This window comes from Exiguobacterium chiriqhucha RW-2, assembly GCF_000416965.1.
GTDB lineage: Bacteria > Bacillota > Bacilli > Exiguobacteriales > Exiguobacteriaceae > Exiguobacterium > Exiguobacterium chiriqhucha.
Window position 1 is genome coordinate 17,602 of the sequence record NZ_ATCL01000003.1, and the last position, 18,645, is coordinate 36,246.

Below are 18,645 nucleotides of genomic sequence, written 5' to 3' on the forward strand. Positions count from 1 at the left end.
CCGGTCGTGCTTTAGAATGATAAAGAAGTACGATGAGAGAGGATGCTTGCGGATGCAACTCGATAAATTACGAGGACGAGAGCTCGATCAGCTATTTGAGGCGATTTTGAAGCTCGATACACTCGAAGATTGTTATCAACTATTTGAAGATTTAGCGACCGTGAACGAAGTACAGGCGCTCGCCCAACGGCTTGAAGTAGCCCGTCAAATTCGTGAAGGTAGCACATATCATAAAATTGAAGAAGCGACAGGTGCTTCGACAGCCACCATCTCCCGCGTCAAGCGTTGCTTGAACTACGGGTCTGGCGGTTATGATCTTGCCCTTGAACGTCTAAAACAATCAGAAGGTGACTCGTAAGAGTCATCTTGTTTTTGATGGGAGAGGAGGGGCGAGATGCAAGACAAGTTTATGAAACGAAATTTACAGCTGTTCTTCCGGAAGCTGACACCGGTCCAGACACTCGTGTTGATTTACAGTGCGGCGGTCGTGTTAGCTGTCATTCTGCTCGCCTTACCGATTGCGCGACAGCCGGGTGTCACGATCACATTCACCGATCTCGTCTTTTTTGCGGTCAGCTGTGTCAGCGTCACCGGCTTGACGCCAATCGTCGTGACGGATACGTTTTCGACGTTCGGGCTGTTCATCATCCTGTTCATCGTTCAAGTGAGCGGGGTCGGTCTGATCAGTTTGCATGTCATCATGTGGATTTTGCTCGGAAAGCGGATTGGCTTTCGTGAGCGTCAGCTGATTTTACGGGACCAGAACCAGACGTCGATGTCTGGAATCGTGAAGTATATTGCGGAAATTGTCATCACCGTTATCACGATTGAAGCGATTGGGGCAATCATGCTCGGAATCCATTACTTAAATTACTTTGATACGGCCAGAGAGGCGTTCCTGCAAGGGCTGTTCGGTTCGATTAGTGCGACGACGAACGCGGGGTTCGATATCACCGGCAGTTCGCTCGCGCCATTCCGGGAAGACCCGTTCGTCATCTTTACGCAAATCGCGCTCATGACCGGTGGCGCCATCGGGTTCCCGGTCCTCGTCGAGATTCGCACCTATTTGACGAACCGGATTATACGGAAACGTGAGAATTTCCCGCGCCGCTTCTCGTTGTTCACGAAATTGACGGTATCCACGTTCTTTGGATTGATCGCGGTCGGGACCGTCGGCTTGTTTCTATTTGAATACAATAACGCGTTCAAAGACTTACCGCTCTGGCTGGCGCTCTCGGATTCCTTGTTCCAGTCCGTGACGACGCGAAACGGGGGCTTGACGACGGTAGACGTCAACCTGTTCTCGGAAGGCAGTATGTTATTGTTATCGATTCTGATGTTCATCGGGGCGTCCCCGTCCTCGGTCGGCGGGGGGATTCGGACGACGACGTTCGCCGTCGCCGTGCTCGGGGTCGTCGCGTTCATTCGCGGCGACTCGTCCATCAAAATTTTCGGGCGCGAGATTGTGCTCGAGGATATTTGGAAAGCGTTCGTCATCATCACGGTGTCACTCGCTGTCCTGCTCACGGGGGTCATGGTGCTCACCTTCTTTGAAGACGCATCGCTTACCCGCATCTTGTTCGAGGCGTGCTCGGCGTTCGGAACGACCGGCTTGTCGGTCGGTCTGTCGGCAGAGTTCAGTAACGTCGGAAAATGGGTACTCACGATTTTAATGTTCATCGGTCGAATCGGTGTCATCGCCTTCATCTTGATTTTGCAGCGGAGACAGCCGAAACGGATGTACAACTATCCGAAAGAATCAATCATCTTAGGCTAAGGAGCTCAGATCATGAAGGCTTTTTGGATCAACTTTGGTTACGTGTTCGCCGTCCCGGTCTTACCGTTCATCGCGGTCGTGAACGGAACAGCGCTCTGCTCGCCAGATTCACCGTTACTCGAGATTCCAGTGCTCGGCTTCTTTTTGGCCAATCCGCTCTGGTTCATCCCGGTTTACGGACTGTTCGCACTCGTCGTCGCCAAATGGATGACGGCCCGCGAACAAAAGACGCACGCCAGACGTGCTTGAGACTTGCCTCGGCAAGTCTTTTTTTGTTCAACAGATGCAAGCGACGGGAAAAATCGCTACACTAGAGAAGGTATCGAATGGGAGGGAAGCCGAATGGATTTTCAATCGTGGCGCCACGTCTTTAAACTTGATCCGAATAAACCGCTCGATGATTCGGCGCTCGCAGCGCTCATCCGTTCGGGCACGGACGCTTTCCTCATCGGTGGGACGGACGGGGTCGACGCGGAAAACACGTTCGCGCTCTATACTCGTCTCGAAGGATGCGGCATCCCGCTCGCGCTCGAGATGAGCCATCCCGAGCAAGTGATTCGAGGCTTCGACCACTATTTCATTCCGACCGTCTTGAACGCGGGCACCGTGGACTGGGTCATCGGTCATCAAACGAGAGCGTTCGAACGATACGGACACTTGTTTCACGCTGACGTGACCGGACAAGGGTATATCGTCTTGAATCCAGATGCGAAAGTGGCCCACGTGACCGAGGCGAAGACCGATTTGTCCATCGAGACAGCCATCGCCTATGCGGAAACGGGACATCGTTTGTTCCGCCTGCCTTCCTTGTATGTAGAGTATAGCGGCACGTTCGGATCGGTCGAGCTCGTCCAAGAAGTGCGACTGGCCGTGCCGGACGCCCATCTGTTTTATGGGGGCGGCATCACCGGATACGAGTCGGCCCGGGTGATGGCTGAACACGTGAATACGATCGTCGTCGGCAATGTAATTTATGACAATTTCGAAGGAGCGCTTGCGACTGTCGCGGCACTCCGATAAAATAAGAACAAATGTTTGGATAGGGAAAGGAAACGATTATGTATAACTTGAGTGAAGAATTAGTCAAAGGCATGAACCCTCCGCAAGCGGAGGCGGTCAAATATACGGACGGCCCGTTGCTCATCATGGCCGGGGCAGGGTCTGGGAAAACACGTGTCTTGACGCATCGCGTCGCCTACTTGATGGCGTCGAAACAAATCGCGCCGTGGAACATTCTCGCCATTACGTTCACGAACAAAGCGGCTCGCGAGATGAAAGACCGGATCGCCCGCCTCGTCGGTGGCGTCGCGGACGATATTTGGATTTCGACGTTCCACTCGATGTGTGTTCGGATTTTACGGCGTGACATCGATCGCATCCGTTATGACCGGAACTTCTCGATTCTCGACTCGTCCGATCAGTTGACGGCCATCAAGCAAGTGCTTAAAGAGTTGAACCTTGACCCGAAAAAATATGAGCCACGGACGCTCCTCGGTATGATCTCGAACCATAAGAACGAGCTACGCACGCCGCAAGACGCGGCCGCACTCGTCGGCAACAACCCGTACGAGAAAGTCATCTCGGACGTCTACACGGCGTATGAGAAGAAATTGAAGCAAAACAACGTGCTCGACTTTGACGACTTGATCATGAAGGCGATTCAGTTGTTCCAAGAAGCGCCGGACGTGCTCGCGTTTTATCAGAAGAAGTTCCAATACATCCACGTCGACGAGTATCAAGATACGAACCGGGCCCAATACACGCTCGTCAAGCTGCTCGCGCAGGCGCATGAGAACCTGTGTGTCGTCGGTGACTCGGATCAGTCGATTTATCGCTGGCGCGGCGCTGATATCGCCAACATCTTGACGTTCGAGAAGGATTATCCGAGCGCGCACGTCATCTTGCTCGAACAAAACTATCGGTCGACGAAGCGGATTTTGGAAGCGGCGAACGGTGTCATTCAAAACAACTCAGGTCGAAAAGACAAGCAGCTTTGGACCGAGAACGTCGAAGGCGAGAAACTCCTCTTGCATGTCGCCTCGGATGACCGGGATGAAGCGTTCTTCATCATCAATCAGATGAAGGAGCTCCGCCAAGAAGGCATCGATTACGGCGAGATGGCCGTCCTGTACCGGACGAACGCCCAATCGCGCGGACTCGAGGAAATGCTCCTCAAGTCGAACATCCCGTATAAGATGGTCGGCGGGACGAAGTTCTATGAACGAAAAGAAATCAAGGATATCTTGGCGTATTTGCGCTTAATCGCCAACCCAGACGAGGACATCTCATTCGTCCGTGTCGTCAACGAACCGAAGCGCGGCATCGGCGCCGCGACGGTCGATAAGCTCGGCGACTTCGCCGGGATGCAAGGCGTGTCGCTCATGGAAGCGATTCGTGACATCGAACTGTCGGGCATTGCGCCGCGCACAGCGACGAAGCTCGCCGAGTTCCGTCAATTGATGGTCGATTTGCGTCAAATGGCCGACTACTTGTCCATCTCGGAATTGATTGAAGAAGTGTTGAAGAAGTCAGGCTACGAAGAGATGCTCAAAATCGAGAAGACGCTCGAAGCCGAGAGCCGCCTTGAGAACTTGCAAGAGTTCCTCTCGGTCGCCCAAAATTTTGAGAAAGAGAGTGACGAGCAGACACTCGTCGCCTTTTTGACCGATTTGACGCTCGTCTCGGACCTCGACACGCTCGAAGAAGTCGACGAGTTACACCAAGTCACACTCATGACGCTACACTCGGCCAAGGGACTTGAGTTCCCGGTCGTCTTCTTGATTGGGATGGAAGAAGGGTTGTTCCCGCACAGCCGTGCCTTGAACGACCCGGAAGAGATGGAAGAAGAACGCCGTCTCGCGTACGTCGGCATCACGCGGGCCGAGAAGCGTCTCTATTTGACACGGGCCCAGTCCCGCATGTTGTACGGGCGTTTCCAAAACAACCCGGAGTCGCGCTTCTTGCACGAGTTGCCAGAGACGCTCTTGGAGCGATCGGGCAAAGCGAAGAAGCCGATGCCATGGAATCCAGTCGAGTCGCCGGGGAAACTTCCTGTGAACGGCTTCAGCTCGAAACCGAAACCAAAACTTGCCCAGTCGTCCGGCGCCGAATCAATCGGTTGGAACGTTGGGGACAAGGCCAATCATAAGAAATGGGGACAAGGCACGGTCGTTCAGACGCGTGGCGAAGGCGATCAGCTCGAGCTCGATATCGCTTTCCCGGCCGTCGGCATCAAGCGCCTGCTCGCCAAGTTTGCCCCAATCGAAAAAGCGTGAGGTGATCATATGGAGATGGCAGAACGCGTTGAAGCGCTTCGTCAAAAGTTAAATCAATACGGGTATGAATATTATGTGCTCGACCGACCGAGTGTCCCGGATGCGGAATACGACCGTCTCATGAACGAATTGATTGAAATCGAGACGGACTATCCGGAACTCCGGAGTCCGGATTCACCGACGCAACGTGTCGGCGGCGTCCCGCTCGATGCGTTCGTCAAAGTGACACATGACACGCCGATGCTGTCGCTCGGGAACGTCTTCTCCAAAGAAGAACTCGTCGAATGGGTCGAACGGATTGAGAAAGATCTTGGCTATAGTCCGCTGTTCGTCGCCGAGCTCAAGTTTGACGGGCTCGCCGTGTCGCTGAAATACGAAGAGGGTCGGCTCGTCCGTGGCGCGACGCGCGGGGACGGGACGACTGGGGAAGACATCACGCAAAACTTGAAGACGATCCGCTCGATTCCGCTCCGGTTGAACGAGGACGTCACGTTCGAGGTGCGCGGTGAGGCGTACATGCCGAAACGGTCGTTCGAACATTTGAACGACGAGCGGGAACGCCTCGGCGAACCACTATTCGCCAACCCACGCAATGCGGCGGCAGGTTCGCTCCGGCAGCTCGACTCGAAAATCGCGGCGTCGCGGAACTTGGCGTTCTTCGCCTACGGGCTCGTCTCGACGGACGATCTCGTCGCCTCGCATGACGAGTCGCTCGAATATTTGCGCCGTCTCGGGATTGCCGTCAGCCAAGAATACACGACGTGTCATATGGCCGATGAGTTATGGGACTATATTGAAACGTATGTGACGAAGCGGTCGGAGTTGCCGTACGAGATTGACGGCATCGTCATCAAAGTCGCAGCTTACGAAGAGCAAGAACAGCTCGGCTTCACGGCGAAGAGTCCGCGTTGGGCCGTCGCGTATAAGTTCCCGGCCGAGGAAGTCGTGACGACGATTGAAGACGTCGACTTTAGTGTCGGGCGGACCGGGAAAGTCACGCCGCGTGCGCGGTTTGCACCGGTCTCGGTCGCAGGGTCGACCGTGACGTATGCGACGCTCCATAACGAGGACTTCATTGTAGAGAAGGACCTTCACATCGGAGACCGTGTCGTCATCAAGAAAGCGGGGGACGTGATCCCAGCCGTCGTCTCGGCGCTCGTCAGTGAGCGGACCGGGGAGGAGACGGAAATCGTCTTCCCGACGCATTGTCCAGCTTGTGAATCTGAACTCGTCCGGTTAGAGGGCGAGGCGGACCACCGCTGCGTCAATCCGGAATGCCCGGCCCAACTGCTCGAAGGGCTGATTCATTTCGTATCGCGCCCGGCGATGAATATCGATGGGCTCGGTGAGAAAGTGATTACGCAACTCCATGCGTCTGACCTCGTCCATAACGTGGCCGACCTGTATCGCCTCGATCGGGATGCGTTGCTCGCGCTCGATCGGATGGGCGAGACGTCGGTGACGAACCTACTCGCGGCGATTGAGCAATCGAAACAGAACTCACTCGAGCGTGTCTTGTTCGCGCTCGGCATCCGTCTCGTCGGACAAAAAGCGGCCGTGTTGATTGCGGAACGGTTCGAGACGATGGAAGCGGTCATGGAGGCATCCGTCGACGAATTGACATCAATCGATGGTATCGGTACGAAGATGGCTGAATCGATCGTCTTATACTTTGAAAAGCCGGAAGCTCGTGACCTCGTCCGTGACCTCGGAGCTGCAGGGGTTAACCTGACGTTTAAAGGTGCGAAACGACCGGTCGCTGACGCTGATGCGCCGCTCGCCGGGAAGACAGTCGTCTTGACCGGGAAACTGCATGAGATGACGCGTGGTGAGGCCGGTAAGAAACTTGAACTGCTCGGTGCGAGCGTCACAGGCAGCGTCAGCAAGAACACCGACCTCCTCGTCGCAGGCGAGAAGGCAGGTTCGAAATTGACGAAAGCCGAGTCACTTGGCATCGAAGTGTGGGATGAGGCAGCTTTGCTCGCCTTCTTAGCCGACCAAACTTGAACGAGGTCCTCCTGAAGGAGGGCCTTTTTTCATTGACCTGATTTTTAAACGTTTCCGGTCGTGTGCAGGTTCGCACCGTCAACGGACGGGTAATGATTAGTATCTACAAATACTTTTCGACACCAAGACCCTACACCACGACTCGTGCACACTCATCCTCCATCCCTCTCCTGTGCCGGAGCGTGTCATCGCAGACGTTCGTCACACCTAAGAGGAGGGACCATCATGCAACGCACCAACCAACGTTTCATCGCACTCATCACATTCGTCCTCGTATTGATTGGCACGTGGGCACCGCATGGAAGTTACGCGAACACGACGGTGACACCAACGCCAATTTATGCACAAATTGATTTGAGCCCTGAAGAAATCGAAGCGTACGATGACGCGAGCCTGATTTATGCGGATGTCACGTATTACGGGGCTCGTGAGACGTCAACGATTTGGCGGTTCATGATTGATGCGACAGAAGTCGACTTGACGACAATCGATCAAGTCACCTTGTATGACAAAGCCGGTGTTCCATACTCATTTCCGGACGCCGTCTATGCATTCCAGATGGAGCAGCTTGCAGGTGAGTCAAGCGAACCGGGCGATGATGGGACGGAGACCGTTCCAGACGTCGACACACCGGTCGAGCCTCCGCTCGTTGAACCAGAGCCATCACCAGAGGAACCTGTCACAGAAGAAGTGGCCGCACCCTCCGCTAATCCGGCAGTTGCCATCGAGCAATTGGTGCTCGGTGCCGATGGGCCGATCGAGCGTGTGTTAAGCGGAGATTTGGTGACGTATCGGCTCGTCATCGATGTGACGGGCGCTCCAATTGAGAACTTGTCTGTGACCAACACGGTGCCCGAAGCGTTGACCGTCGTCGCGGATTCGGTCGAAGTGCTCGGTCCGGAAGGCTCGGTCGCTCCAACGACCGTGAGTGGGCCGCCTGCATTTGAATGGACATTCCCGACGATACCGGTCGGGACGACGACGATTCAATTCGACATGTTCGCACCAGACGTGACGAGTGAGACCGTCGTGACGAATACGTTCTGTATCGGTGTCGAAGACGAGGCTGTCCCGTCAGCTTGTAAGGAAGCGAGCGTCACGGTCGTACCGAACGAGACGATTGGCCTTGAGGTTGGGAAAGAGGCAAACATCGACCAAGCCGTCGTCGGTGGGATGATTCCGTATACGTTCGTCATCGAGAATACAGGCGAGACGGCGCTCACAATCACGTCCATCGAAGATGAGTTCTTTAGCGGCGACATCGACGCCAAGGCGGTCGACACGTTCAATGCAAACGTCCGCGAGCGCTTACTGGCACTCGTCGGCGATGATGGGCTTCTCGCTGGGGAACGAGTCGAGGCGACCGTCAACTTATCGATTCCAACCGATTACGATTGGACGAGCGCCCCTGAAATCGGGAACGTGTTCCGCGTCGCTGCGACCGATGCTTACGGTCGGATCATCGATGCCGAGAGCCAACAAATCGTCTTATTGAATCAAGCCGACTTCACCGTCACGAAGATGGCGCGTCCCGAGACGGTGCATCCAGGTGAGGCGATTCGCTATACGTATACAATCACGAACACGTCGAACGTCACGTTGTACTTCGTCGATGTCCTCGACGAATGGACGAGCGGGGCGTTGACGACCAAAGAACAGCGCGAGACGACCGAGACGCTTCGAGACGGAATGCGTGCTCTGGCCGAAGTCGAGAACGGACTAGTCCCCGGCGAAGAGGTCGTACTCGAGATGGAGAAAGTACTCTTGCCATCTTACGATGTGCGGGCCGGCGCAGTGCTCACGAACCGGACGACGTTCACGTTCGAAGTCAATCGTGAGGCGCGCGTGTCGCGGACGGTCGAGGCGACCGTGCACGTGAAGCAAAGCCTTCCAAAACCGGACAACGATAACCGTGATGACCAAGATGAATCGGTTTATGTGCCGGAACCGACGACTCCGGTGACGCCAGACCAAGCGACCCTCCCGATGACCGGCACAACCAAAACGTGGGGAACGGTACTCGGACTCGTCTTGATTGGGCTCGGTCTCTTGTTCTTGACGCATCGACGTCGCTCATCCGCGAAAGCGTGACACGGACACCCTTCCACTCGAGTTGAAGGGTGTTTTGCTGTGAATTGGCACTGATTCCGCTTCGACACTTTTTTCAACGGATGATTTTGTTATAATGGACGAAGTGTAACGAAACGAATCATTAAAGGAGTTCTGACATAGATGAAATGGAAACAAATGCTCATCCCAGCTCTCGCCGCAACGGTTTTTCTCGGTGGGTGCTCTATGAAAATCCCGATGGGGGAAGAAGAAGTCACACCGACAGGCGAAGAGACGGCAGCCGAAGGGGTCACGCAAGCGATTCAAGCGCGTGATTCATATTACCAGATGGTCATTCCGTTTAAACCGGCTGCGGCCAGAGGGCTGGCGCAACGTCAAGTCAGCTCATCGCTCGAGCTCGAAGAAGTGGAACTCGGCCTCATGCGCCATTCGACCGGCGCGTTCGATCCGGAGAAGTACGCCTATCAAGAAGGGCAGCTATTGACGAGTGAAGATGTATCGCGTCTGCTTGGCCGTAAAGACAAAACGTCAGAAGGTCTCGTCCCGCTTAACCCGGCGTATGCGAACGGCACGGCCGAAGTGGCCGAAGACCAGTTCGTCGAGGAGAATAAAAAGTCGCCACTCTATTTGGCATCGCTTGTCGAACAAAACTATATGACGAAAACGGATAGTGGGTATCAACTCGGCGGTGTGTCATTCGCCTTGATTTTGAATCAAGAGTACGTGTTCCAGGCGCCGAATTTCGGTCCGACGTATACGGAAAAGTTGGACGAAAAGAAAGTCATCGCTGAAGGAGAACGCATGGCGAATGAACTCGTCGCCCAGTTGCGGAAACGTGAGGACTTTAAAGACCTCGATATTAACGTCGCGTTGTATATGAAAGCGCCGCAAGGTTCACCGACACCAGGGAACTATATCAAATCGGCATTCGTCGGCTCAGCTAATGAAGTGGCGGCAAACGACTGGACCGCCATCGATGAGACATATTATTACTTCCCGTCCGCCACGGCGACGACAGAAGTGCGCGACGATGCCCAAAAGTTCTCCCTCTTCAGTGATCGGATTGCCGATGTGTTCCCGGATTTCAGCGGAATGATCGGGAAGGGCTTCTATCAAAACGGCGAGTTGTCACGAATCGAAATCGACATCCCAATCCAGTTTTATAGCCGGGCCGAGCTCGTCGGGTTCACCCAGCACGTCGTCGGTTTGCTCGAGAACCGGTGGGAGTACAACCGGAACGTACCGGTCCGGATTAACGTCACCTCACTCGGTGGCCAACAAGAAGTGACCATCGTGTTCGAAGAAGGCATGGACAGTCCAAGAGTATATTTCTAATCGTAAGAAGGCATCGTGATGAAACGGATGCCTTCTTTTTTTCGTATGCTAAGTAACGAGGAAATTCTTTGACCTTCTTTGACCAAATCGGTAGAATAGACTTAACAGAATCGGGAAAGAAATAGGTGAGGTGAAACGAGATGGCAAAAAACTATTATGACGTCCTTGGCGTGCCGAAAGAGGCGTCCGACCAAGACATTAAGCGAGCGTATCGAAAACTGGCAAAACAATACCATCCGGATGTGAACAAAGACTCGGGCGCACAGGACAAGTTCAAAGCAATCCAAGAAGCGTTCGATGTGCTGAGTGATCCTGATAAGAAAGCGAACTATGACCGCTATGGCAGTCCAGAAGGACCGACGTTCGGCGGAGGGACTTACAGCGGCGACGGATATGGGGAAGGATCGGCCCAGTTCGAAGACTTGTTCCGTCAGTTTGGCGGCGGGTCACGGACGACGTCGCGGACGTTCGGGTTCGAGGACATGTTTGGTAGCTTCTTTAATCAAGCGGTCGAAGAAGACCTCGATGAGACGGTCCGTGTCAACGTCCCACTCAGTCAATTGACGTCTGATTCCAAAGTGAGTCTGCGTCTCCAGACGGGAACGGTCAACGTGAAAATCCCGCAAGGCGCCCACGAAGGGCAAAAGTTACGGCTCAAAGGTAAGAGCAGCAAGGTCGGACAAGCGGGTGACCGCGGCGACGTGTACGTTGAGCTGCATTTCACGGATGATGATACGTACCGTCGAGAAGGAGCGAACGTCATTACCGTCAAACGGTTGCGCCCGCTCGCTTTCCTCGACGGCACAGAAGTCGTCGTGGCGACATTAGATGGTGGCCGGGTCAAACTGAAAGTGAAACCGGGGTCACGCCCGGGTCAACGGATGCGCATCCCAGGGCGCGGGTTCATGACCGCCTCGAAAGTCCGGTCGGATCTCTTCGTCCAACTTGAAGTTGACTTGCCGCTAGACGCCGGCCACCGATCTGTTTACGAACAACTCGAACGTTGAGCCTAAGGAGGAAGCAGAATGGATTTCAATCGATTTACCGATAAAGCACATGAAGGCATCGTCAGTTCGCAGGCACTTGCGAAACAGTACCACCATAGCGAGATGAACGAATGGCACGTCTTGGCGTCGATGATTTCACAAACGGACGGCATCGCGCCGCTCCTACTGCAAAAAATGGAATTGAGCGTCGCCGACATCGAGGCCGAGGTCGCGATGGCACTCAAGAACGCACCGAAGCTTCAGACGCCGACGACGCCGATGATCTCGGCCTCGCTGTTGAACGTGTTGACGACGGCGGAACGGGAAGCGACCGGTATGAGTGACGAGTACGTCTCGGTCGAGCACGTCCTGCTCGGCATCATTATGAATAAGAGCCAAGCGCAAAGCATGCTCGAGCGCAAAGGTGTGACCGAAGAGAAACTACGCGAGGCGCTTGTCGCCGTCCGCGGAAATCGGCGCATCACGTCGAAGTCGCCGGAAGCGACGTATGATGTCTTGACGAAGTATGGCCGCGACTTGATTCAAGAAGTGAAGACCGGCAAAATCGATCCCGTCATCGGGCGTGATAGCGAGATTCGGCGCGTCATCCGCATCTTGAGCCGGAAGACGAAAAACAATCCGGTCTTAATCGGAGAACCGGGTGTCGGGAAGACGGCGATCGTCGAAGGGCTCGCCCAACGCATCGTTCGCGGTGACGTTCCGGAAAGCTTGAAAGATAAGACGATTTTCAGCCTCGATATGAGTTCGCTCGTCGCCGGGGCCAAATATCGCGGTGAGTTCGAAGAGCGGCTCCAAGCTGTCTTGAACGAAGTGAAAGAAGCGGAAGGGAAAATCATCCTCTTCATTGACGAACTGCATACGATTGTCGGGGCCGGCAAGTCCGAAGGGGCGATGGATGCCGGGAACATGCTCAAACCGATGCTCGCCCGCGGCGAACTCCACTGCATCGGCGCGACGACACTCGATGAGTATCGCCAATATATCGAGAAGGACCCGGCACTTGAGCGCCGTTTCCAACAAGTGCTCGTCGACGAACCGGACGTCGAAGACACGGTGTCGATTTTGCGCGGTTTGAAAGAACGCTTCGAGATTCACCACGGTGTCCGCATTCATGACAACGCGCTCGTCGCAGCGGCCGTCTTATCGAACCGCTACATCACCGACCGGTTCATGCCGGACAAGGCGATTGATCTCGTCGATGAGTCGTGTGCGATGATTCGGACGGAGATGGAATCGATGCCGGCCGAACTCGATGAACTCGTACGCCGCGTCATGCAACTCGAGATTGAGGAGGCGGCCTTGAAGAAAGAAAGTGATGACGCCTCGAAGAAACGACTCGATGCGCTGCAACAAGAACTCGCCTCGATTCGCGAACAGTCGGACGCGCTCCGACTCCGTTGGGAGAACGAGAAAGAGTCGACGCATCGCGTGCAACACATCCGTGGCGACTTGGAGAAAGTGAAGCTCGAACTGCAAGAAGCTGAGAGCCGCTACGATTTGAACCGGGCCTCCGAGCTCAAATATGGCCGTATCCCGGAACTCGAGCGTGAACTCGCGGAAGCGGAACGGCTCGCCGGTTCGGTGACACGTGAACTCGTCCGCGAAGAAGTGACCGAGGAAGAAATCGCCGAGGTCGTCTCGAAATGGACGGGGATCCCCGTGACGAAATTGACCGAAGGAGAGCGAGACAAGTTGCTCAACCTCGAGACGGTGCTCCATCAACGTGTCTTCGGACAAGACGATGCGATTCGCCTCGTCAGTGATGCCGTCATTCGGGCTCGAGCCGGCATTAAAGATCCGAACCGTCCGATCGGCTCGTTTTTGTTCCTCGGACCGACGGGTGTCGGGAAGACCGAACTCGGGAAAGCGCTCGCCGAGGCGATGTTCGACTCGGAAGACCATATCGTACGTCTCGACATGAGCGAGTATATGGAGAAACACGCCGTGTCGCGTCTCGTCGGGGCGCCTCCAGGTTATATCGGCTATGAAGAGGGCGGCCAGTTGACGGAAGCAGTCCGCCGCAACCCGTACTCGGTGCTCCTGCTCGATGAGGTCGAGAAAGCGCACGCCGATGTGTTCAACATCTTGCTGCAACTGCTCGATGATGGTCGCTTGACCGATTCGCACGGACGTGTCGTCGACTTCAAAAACACAATCGTCATCATGACATCGAACATCGGGGCCGACATCTTGCTCGAAGCGGCGAAAGATGGTGTCATCGATGAGGCGGAAGAACGCCAAGTCATCGAGCGGCTCCGCCGCCACTTCCGTCCCGAGTTTTTGAACCGGGTCGATGAGACGATTTTGTTCCATCCGCTCACGCGGGCTCAAATCGGCCAAATCGTCGAGAAAGCGGTCGCGCGCATGGGTAGTCGCTTGACGGCGCGCTCGATTCAAATCGAGATCACGGATGCAGCGAAAGTGTTCATCGCCGACGAGGCGTATGAGCCACAGTTCGGGGCCCGTCCGATCAACCGGTACGTACAACGGACGATTGAGACGAAACTTGCCCGTAGTATTCTCGCCGGAGATATCGAGGACGGCCAGACGGTCGTCATCGATGTCGAGAACGACGAGTTGACGCTTCGTCCCGCGACGGTGACGCATTAAACATTGAAAGAGCGCTGGCTGATGCCGGCGCTCTTTGTTTATGAGATAGGTGTAGGTTGATAGATGCAGTACGGTTCTTCGGCCTTATAGTCGCCGGTGACGGCATAAGCGCGAGCCCGCGAGCCGCCGCATACGTAACGATACTCGCAGTAGCCGCATTTTCCGTGGTGGGTATCGGGATCGCGTAGTGATTTAAAAACCGGGTGGTGCCGGTAAATCTCGGCGAGCGGTGTTTGTTTCACGTTGCCGCACGTAATCGGTAAGAAACCGGACGGCTGCACGTCGCCCGTATGCGAGATGAACACGAAACCGTTCCCGTCATTCGTGCCGCGGGGTGCCTTGGCGAGATCGTCATGCGGATGGCCGATGGGCGACAATCCAACTTGTTTTCGTTTCAAGTTCTCTTGCCGGGCGATACGCCGATAAAACTGGGCTTCGGTCGTCGAGATGATGAATGGGACGTGTTCTTGCAAAGCGAACGCCCAGCGGAGTACTTCTTCATGCCGTTCTGGGGAGATGGGCTGCAGGAGCGACCCGCGGCCGGTCGGCACGAGGAAGAACAGCGTCCACACCGACACACCGAGTTCACCGACGAGTTTGGCGATGTCCGGGAGTTGATCGACGTTATATTCCGTGACCGTCGTATTGATTTGGAATGACATGCCTTCTTCCCGGAAATAAGAGATGCCGCGCAACGTCCGTTCGAAACTGCCGCGGGTACCCCGGAAATAGTCGTGTGACTTGGCGTCCGGACCGTCGAGCGAGAACGCCCAACGCGTCAATCCGGCATCTTTCGCCCGTTTGACGGCGTCATGGGTCACGCGTGGCGTTGCCGATGGGGTCATCGATACGCGCATTCCGAGCGAGGCGGCGTATTCCGTCAACTCGAACAAGTCTTCGCGCATGAGCGGATCGCCACCTGTGAAAACAAGAATCGGGTTGTCCATCGCATGAATGTCGCGGATGAGCGCCTTACCTTGGGCGGTGTCGAGTTCACCCGGATAACGATGGAACTGGGCCTCGGCCCGGCAATGGACGCATGACAGTGCACAGGCGCGTGTCACTTCCCAAATGACGATGAACGGATTTTCGTTGTAGTCGATTCGTTTCATACGGACACCACCTGTCTTGCCATGATGCGGGTGACGGCTTGTTTGGCCGAGTCGACGCAGTCGGGGAGACCGACGCCGTGTAAAATCGCCCCACAAGCTTCGACGCCGTCGAGGGAGGACAATGTTTCCTCGAACGCGCGCACGTATTGTTTATGGCCGACCTCATACTGCGGCATCGTGTCGACATGACGCTCGACTCTCGTGAAGATCGGGTTACCGACGTGTTGAATTTTTTGAAGCTCACGGAGCGCGAAGTCGGCAATCGTCTCGTCGGATTCCGTCAACAGGTCGGGAACGAACGCGGAGCCGATGTAGACGCGTAACAGCGCCTTGTTTTCGGGTGCCATATGCGGCCATTTCTTATGCATCCAGCTACAAGCGGTCAAGGCGTTGCCTTCGCTTTTGGCGATGACGTAGCCCGTCCCGTCGAGTGACTCGACGTCTGTTTTCTCAAACGCCGCGAGCACGGTGATGGAAGACGTGCGTTTCAATGACGACAACCGTTCCGCTTCCGGGAGACCGAGTAGAGGGCCGAGCGCGTTCGGCGAGGTGGCTAACACGATGCCGTCAAACGACTCGACCGTTCCGTCCTCGAGCACCACTTCATGGGGCCGGACTGCCGCGACCTGTGTCCCGAGACAGAGGCGGTCAATCGATGGACGGAGCGCCTCAATCAAGACACCAAGCCCTTGGCCGAGCGATAGAAATTTCCCGGCCTCGCGCGGTTTGACACCGGCTTGGACAGGAGGTGTCAATGCTTTCATACCGAGAATCAGGCTGCGTGTTTTTTGTTCAATCGTGATAAACTGAGGGAAAGTAGACTCGATGCTCATATCGTCGAGCGTACCATTGTAAATCCCAGACAGGAGCGGTTCGATCATCGCCTCGACGACTTCCGACCCGAGCCGGGCCCGAAAGAACGTATCGAGCGAGATATCTGATCCCGCATAGACGCGGGGCAACACGAGGTCCATACCGGCCCGAAACTTGCCGCGCCATGTGAACAGATCCGTCTTGACCATCGGCCAGAACTTGGTCGGGATGCCCATAACCGAACCTGCGGGCATCTGTCGCAGTCGGTTCCGGACGTAAATGTACGAGGTCCCGGTCATCGACCGGACGAGATCGTCGTCAAGCCCAAGTTCGGTGATCAGCTCGGTCAATGTCGGCTTACGAGCCATATATCCGTCCGGCCCGCATTCTAAGACGAATCCGTCTCGATAAACGGTCTTGATTTTTCCGCCAATCCGGTCACTTGCTTCATACAATGTGACATGCGCTCCCGCCTGTTTCGCATAATACGCGGCGGCCATGCCGGTAATCCCTCCACCGATGATTGCAATCTTGTTCAATCCATTCACCCATTTCTATGTAGTATTCCTACTAACGGTACCGAGAATGTTGACGTAGACATAGGATAAGTCTCACACGGTTCTAGACAAATTCGTCACGATTGGAAGGAGGACCACTTATGGTTTGGTTCGGGATAACGGCGGCGGTCGTCGTGGTCGGTATTATCGCGTTCATCGTCTCGATGAATCGGCATGGTGAGAAGCTCGAAGGTGACGAGGACAGCCCATCGGTCATATGGGCCGACGAGGAATGGTATAAGCCGGATAAGGAAGACGGTCCACTTGATGGTTAACCGTCTTCAAATATGTTAAGATGACCCGGGTAAAAACTATCGGACATGGGGTGATTGGATGAACGTATTGGAACAGCAGTTGGCGCATTTGGTCGACGAGTGTCGTCCGTACACAGCACAAGGAAAAGTCGCCGACTATATTCCGGAGCTCGCGCATGTACAAGATGATTTGCTCGGCGTGGCGATTTGCCTACCTGATGGTTCTTATATTCATGCGGGGGACGTCCATCATAAGTTCACGATTCAAAGCGTGTCAAAGGCGTTGACGCTCTGTTACGTCTTGATGGAGTTCGGGGAAGATTACGTGTTCTCGAAAGTCGGCATGGAACCGACGGGGGATGCGTTCAACTCGATTGCCAAACTTGAAGAGACGGTGCCATCGAAACCGCTCAATCCGATGATTAACGCCGGGGCGCTCGCGGTCACGAGCATGATTTTAGGGGACACGGCGGAGCTGAAAATCTATCAGTTCCGTCAATTTTTGGCGACGTTGCTCGATGTTCCGGTCGAGGAAGTCACGTATAACGAAAAAGTCGCTCGCTCGGAATACGAGACGACCGACTTGAACCGGGCCTTGCTCTATTTCATGCGCCATCACGGAATCGTCGAGGGCGATGTCGATGAGATTATCGATGTGTATACGAAACAGTGTGCCATCGAAATCGATTGTTTTGACTTGGCTCGCATCGGCCGGATTCTATCCGGTAACGGCGAAGACCCGGTCACAGGCGAGGAATTGATTCCGCGTCGCGTCGTCCGTATCGTCAAAGCCATCATGACGACGTGCGGCATGTACGACGCATCGGGTGAATTTGCCGTCCGTGTCGGCCTGCCTGGAAAGAGCGGGGTGTCGGGTGCGATTCTCGCGACCGGCAAACACGAGCTCGGATTGAGTGATGTCGGCTTTGGTATTTTTGGGCCTGCCCTTGATTCAAAAGGGAACTCGATTGCCGGGATGAAGTTGCTTGAACTGCTCGTCGAACGCTACACGTCGCGCTAAAGCTTGATGGCGTCGACCGATTCGTCGAGTCGGGTGTGCAGCTTCTGGACGACTTCTTTATAGTCGTCGGTCAAGGCGGCGGGCGGCGTGAAATCGGTCCAGCGCAACAACAGCTGATGCCGGTCATTCATATCACCAAGTTCGGTCTGGAGCCGCTTCAGTTTTTGAACTTGGTCTTTTGAGGCGCTCGGCTCATAGTTCAATAAGTACTCATTCAAATAGCGCTCCCGCTTCACGGCGAGCCGGACTTTGTGGAGGGTATCGAGCCGGTCGTTCCGTTTCGTCGCTGCGTGATGGGTCGCGATGCGCCGCTTGCGGTCGGCTTTGGCTTTATCGAGAAACACCGCCGCGTCTTGTTTGCGAAAGGCGCGGAACAGCTGCCCGCCAATGAAGCGACGGACTTGCTGGTCAAGCGAAGGCGTCATTTTTTCGGTCACACGCGCTTTCAACAGCGTGCGGTCTTTGGCCCGTTGTGTTTCGACATGCTCAACAAAAGCTTGATCGAGCTCGGTCTCGACGGCGAGCCCTTCAAGCAGGACGTCTCCGTCACGCACCGCACCGAGCGCCTCCATCAACTGTTTCAATTGACGATACGTCGAAGGCTTCGTGTCGTACAGTTGCATGAACGTCAATAGCTTGCGTAGATGGACCCGGGCTTGGTGGATATCTTCACTGTTTTGAAACGTGAGCGCCTCGGTCATATAATGATTGAACGTGTTCCACGTCTCTAACAGCTCATATTTTAATTTTTCCGCATTCCGTTGATTCATTCTAATTTTTCCTTTCTGAAATGAGATGAGGTTGCCC

At 55.0% G+C, this 18,645-nt stretch carries 15 protein-coding genes; 12 read left to right on the plus strand and 3 right to left on the minus strand.

Going from position 1 to position 18,645, the window contains the following annotated elements:
- Positions 1–52 precede the first annotated feature (52 nt).
- The 10 genes from M467_RS16315 to clpB all read left to right on the plus strand — a co-directional run bounded on the left by M467_RS16315 (position 53) and on the right by clpB (position 14,081).
- Positions 53–358: a YerC/YecD family TrpR-related protein gene (locus M467_RS16315; RefSeq protein ID WP_021065204.1), complete on the plus strand. Its 306-nt coding sequence runs from the start codon at positions 53–55 to the stop codon at positions 356–358.
- 36 nt (positions 359–394) lie between these two features.
- A complete protein-coding gene (locus M467_RS16320) occupies positions 395–1,777 on the plus strand; it encodes a TrkH family potassium uptake protein (protein WP_021065205.1) in 1,383 nt (460 codons plus the stop codon).
- A 12-nt stretch (positions 1,778–1,789) separates the two neighbouring features.
- Complete coding sequence (locus M467_RS16325; protein WP_021065206.1) at positions 1,790–2,026, plus strand: hypothetical protein; 237 nt, start codon at positions 1,790–1,792, stop codon at positions 2,024–2,026.
- 93 nt (positions 2,027–2,119) lie between these two features.
- Complete coding sequence (pcrB, locus tag M467_RS16330) at positions 2,120–2,797, plus strand: heptaprenylglyceryl phosphate synthase (protein WP_021065207.1); 678 nt, start codon at positions 2,120–2,122, stop codon at positions 2,795–2,797.
- Positions 2,798–2,835: 38 nt separating this feature from the next.
- Positions 2,836–5,052 (plus strand): DNA helicase PcrA, encoded by a 2,217-nt coding sequence (pcrA, locus tag M467_RS16335; protein WP_021065208.1) that lies wholly within the window; start codon positions 2,836–2,838, stop codon positions 5,050–5,052.
- Between the two features lie 9 nt (positions 5,053–5,061).
- Positions 5,062–7,059 (plus strand): NAD-dependent DNA ligase LigA, encoded by a 1,998-nt coding sequence (gene ligA / locus M467_RS16340; RefSeq protein WP_021065209.1) that lies wholly within the window; start codon positions 5,062–5,064, stop codon positions 7,057–7,059.
- Positions 7,060–7,284: 225 nt separating this feature from the next.
- A complete protein-coding gene (locus M467_RS16345; protein WP_021065210.1) occupies positions 7,285–9,150 on the plus strand; it encodes a DUF7507 domain-containing protein in 1,866 nt (621 codons plus the stop codon).
- 141 nt (positions 9,151–9,291) lie between these two features.
- Positions 9,292–10,464, plus strand: a complete 1,173-nt coding sequence (locus M467_RS16350) for a CamS family sex pheromone protein (RefSeq protein WP_021065211.1) — start codon at positions 9,292–9,294, stop codon at positions 10,462–10,464.
- 140 nt (positions 10,465–10,604) lie between these two features.
- Positions 10,605–11,471, plus strand: a complete 867-nt coding sequence (locus M467_RS16355; RefSeq protein WP_021065212.1) for a DnaJ C-terminal domain-containing protein — start codon at positions 10,605–10,607, stop codon at positions 11,469–11,471.
- Between the two features lie 18 nt (positions 11,472–11,489).
- On the plus strand, positions 11,490–14,081 hold the full coding sequence (gene clpB / locus M467_RS16360; RefSeq protein WP_021065213.1) for an ATP-dependent chaperone ClpB: 2,592 nt from the start codon (positions 11,490–11,492) through the stop codon (positions 14,079–14,081).
- Between the two features lie 38 nt (positions 14,082–14,119).
- Here clpB and M467_RS16365 read toward each other — a convergent pair whose 3' ends face one another.
- Both M467_RS16365 and hemG read right to left on the minus strand, forming a co-directional pair.
- The gene (locus M467_RS16365; RefSeq protein ID WP_021065214.1) at positions 14,120–15,193 is read right to left on the minus strand and encodes a TIGR04053 family radical SAM/SPASM domain-containing protein; all 1,074 of its coding nucleotides are present in this window, start codon (positions 15,191–15,193) and stop codon (positions 14,120–14,122) included.
- The gene (gene hemG / locus M467_RS16370; RefSeq protein ID WP_031199735.1) at positions 15,190–16,554 is read right to left on the minus strand and encodes a protoporphyrinogen oxidase; all 1,365 of its coding nucleotides are present in this window, start codon (positions 16,552–16,554) and stop codon (positions 15,190–15,192) included. The genes M467_RS16365 and hemG overlap by 4 nt, the downstream gene beginning before the upstream one ends.
- Positions 16,555–16,664: 110 nt before the next feature.
- On the opposite strand from hemG, the gene M467_RS31765 reads away from it, so the two are divergent.
- Entirely contained in the window at positions 16,665–16,838 is a 174-nt protein-coding gene (locus tag M467_RS31765; protein WP_021065216.1) for a hypothetical protein, read from the plus strand.
- Between the two features lie 58 nt (positions 16,839–16,896).
- Positions 16,897–17,838 (plus strand): glutaminase A, encoded by a 942-nt coding sequence (gene glsA, locus M467_RS16375; protein ID WP_021065217.1) that lies wholly within the window; start codon positions 16,897–16,899, stop codon positions 17,836–17,838.
- Here the strand turns inward: glsA and M467_RS16380 are convergent.
- Positions 17,835–18,608, minus strand: a complete 774-nt coding sequence (locus M467_RS16380) for a CHAD domain-containing protein (protein ID WP_021065218.1) — start codon at positions 18,606–18,608, stop codon at positions 17,835–17,837. The genes glsA and M467_RS16380 overlap by 4 nt on opposite strands.
- Positions 18,609–18,645: the final 37 nt, after the last annotated feature.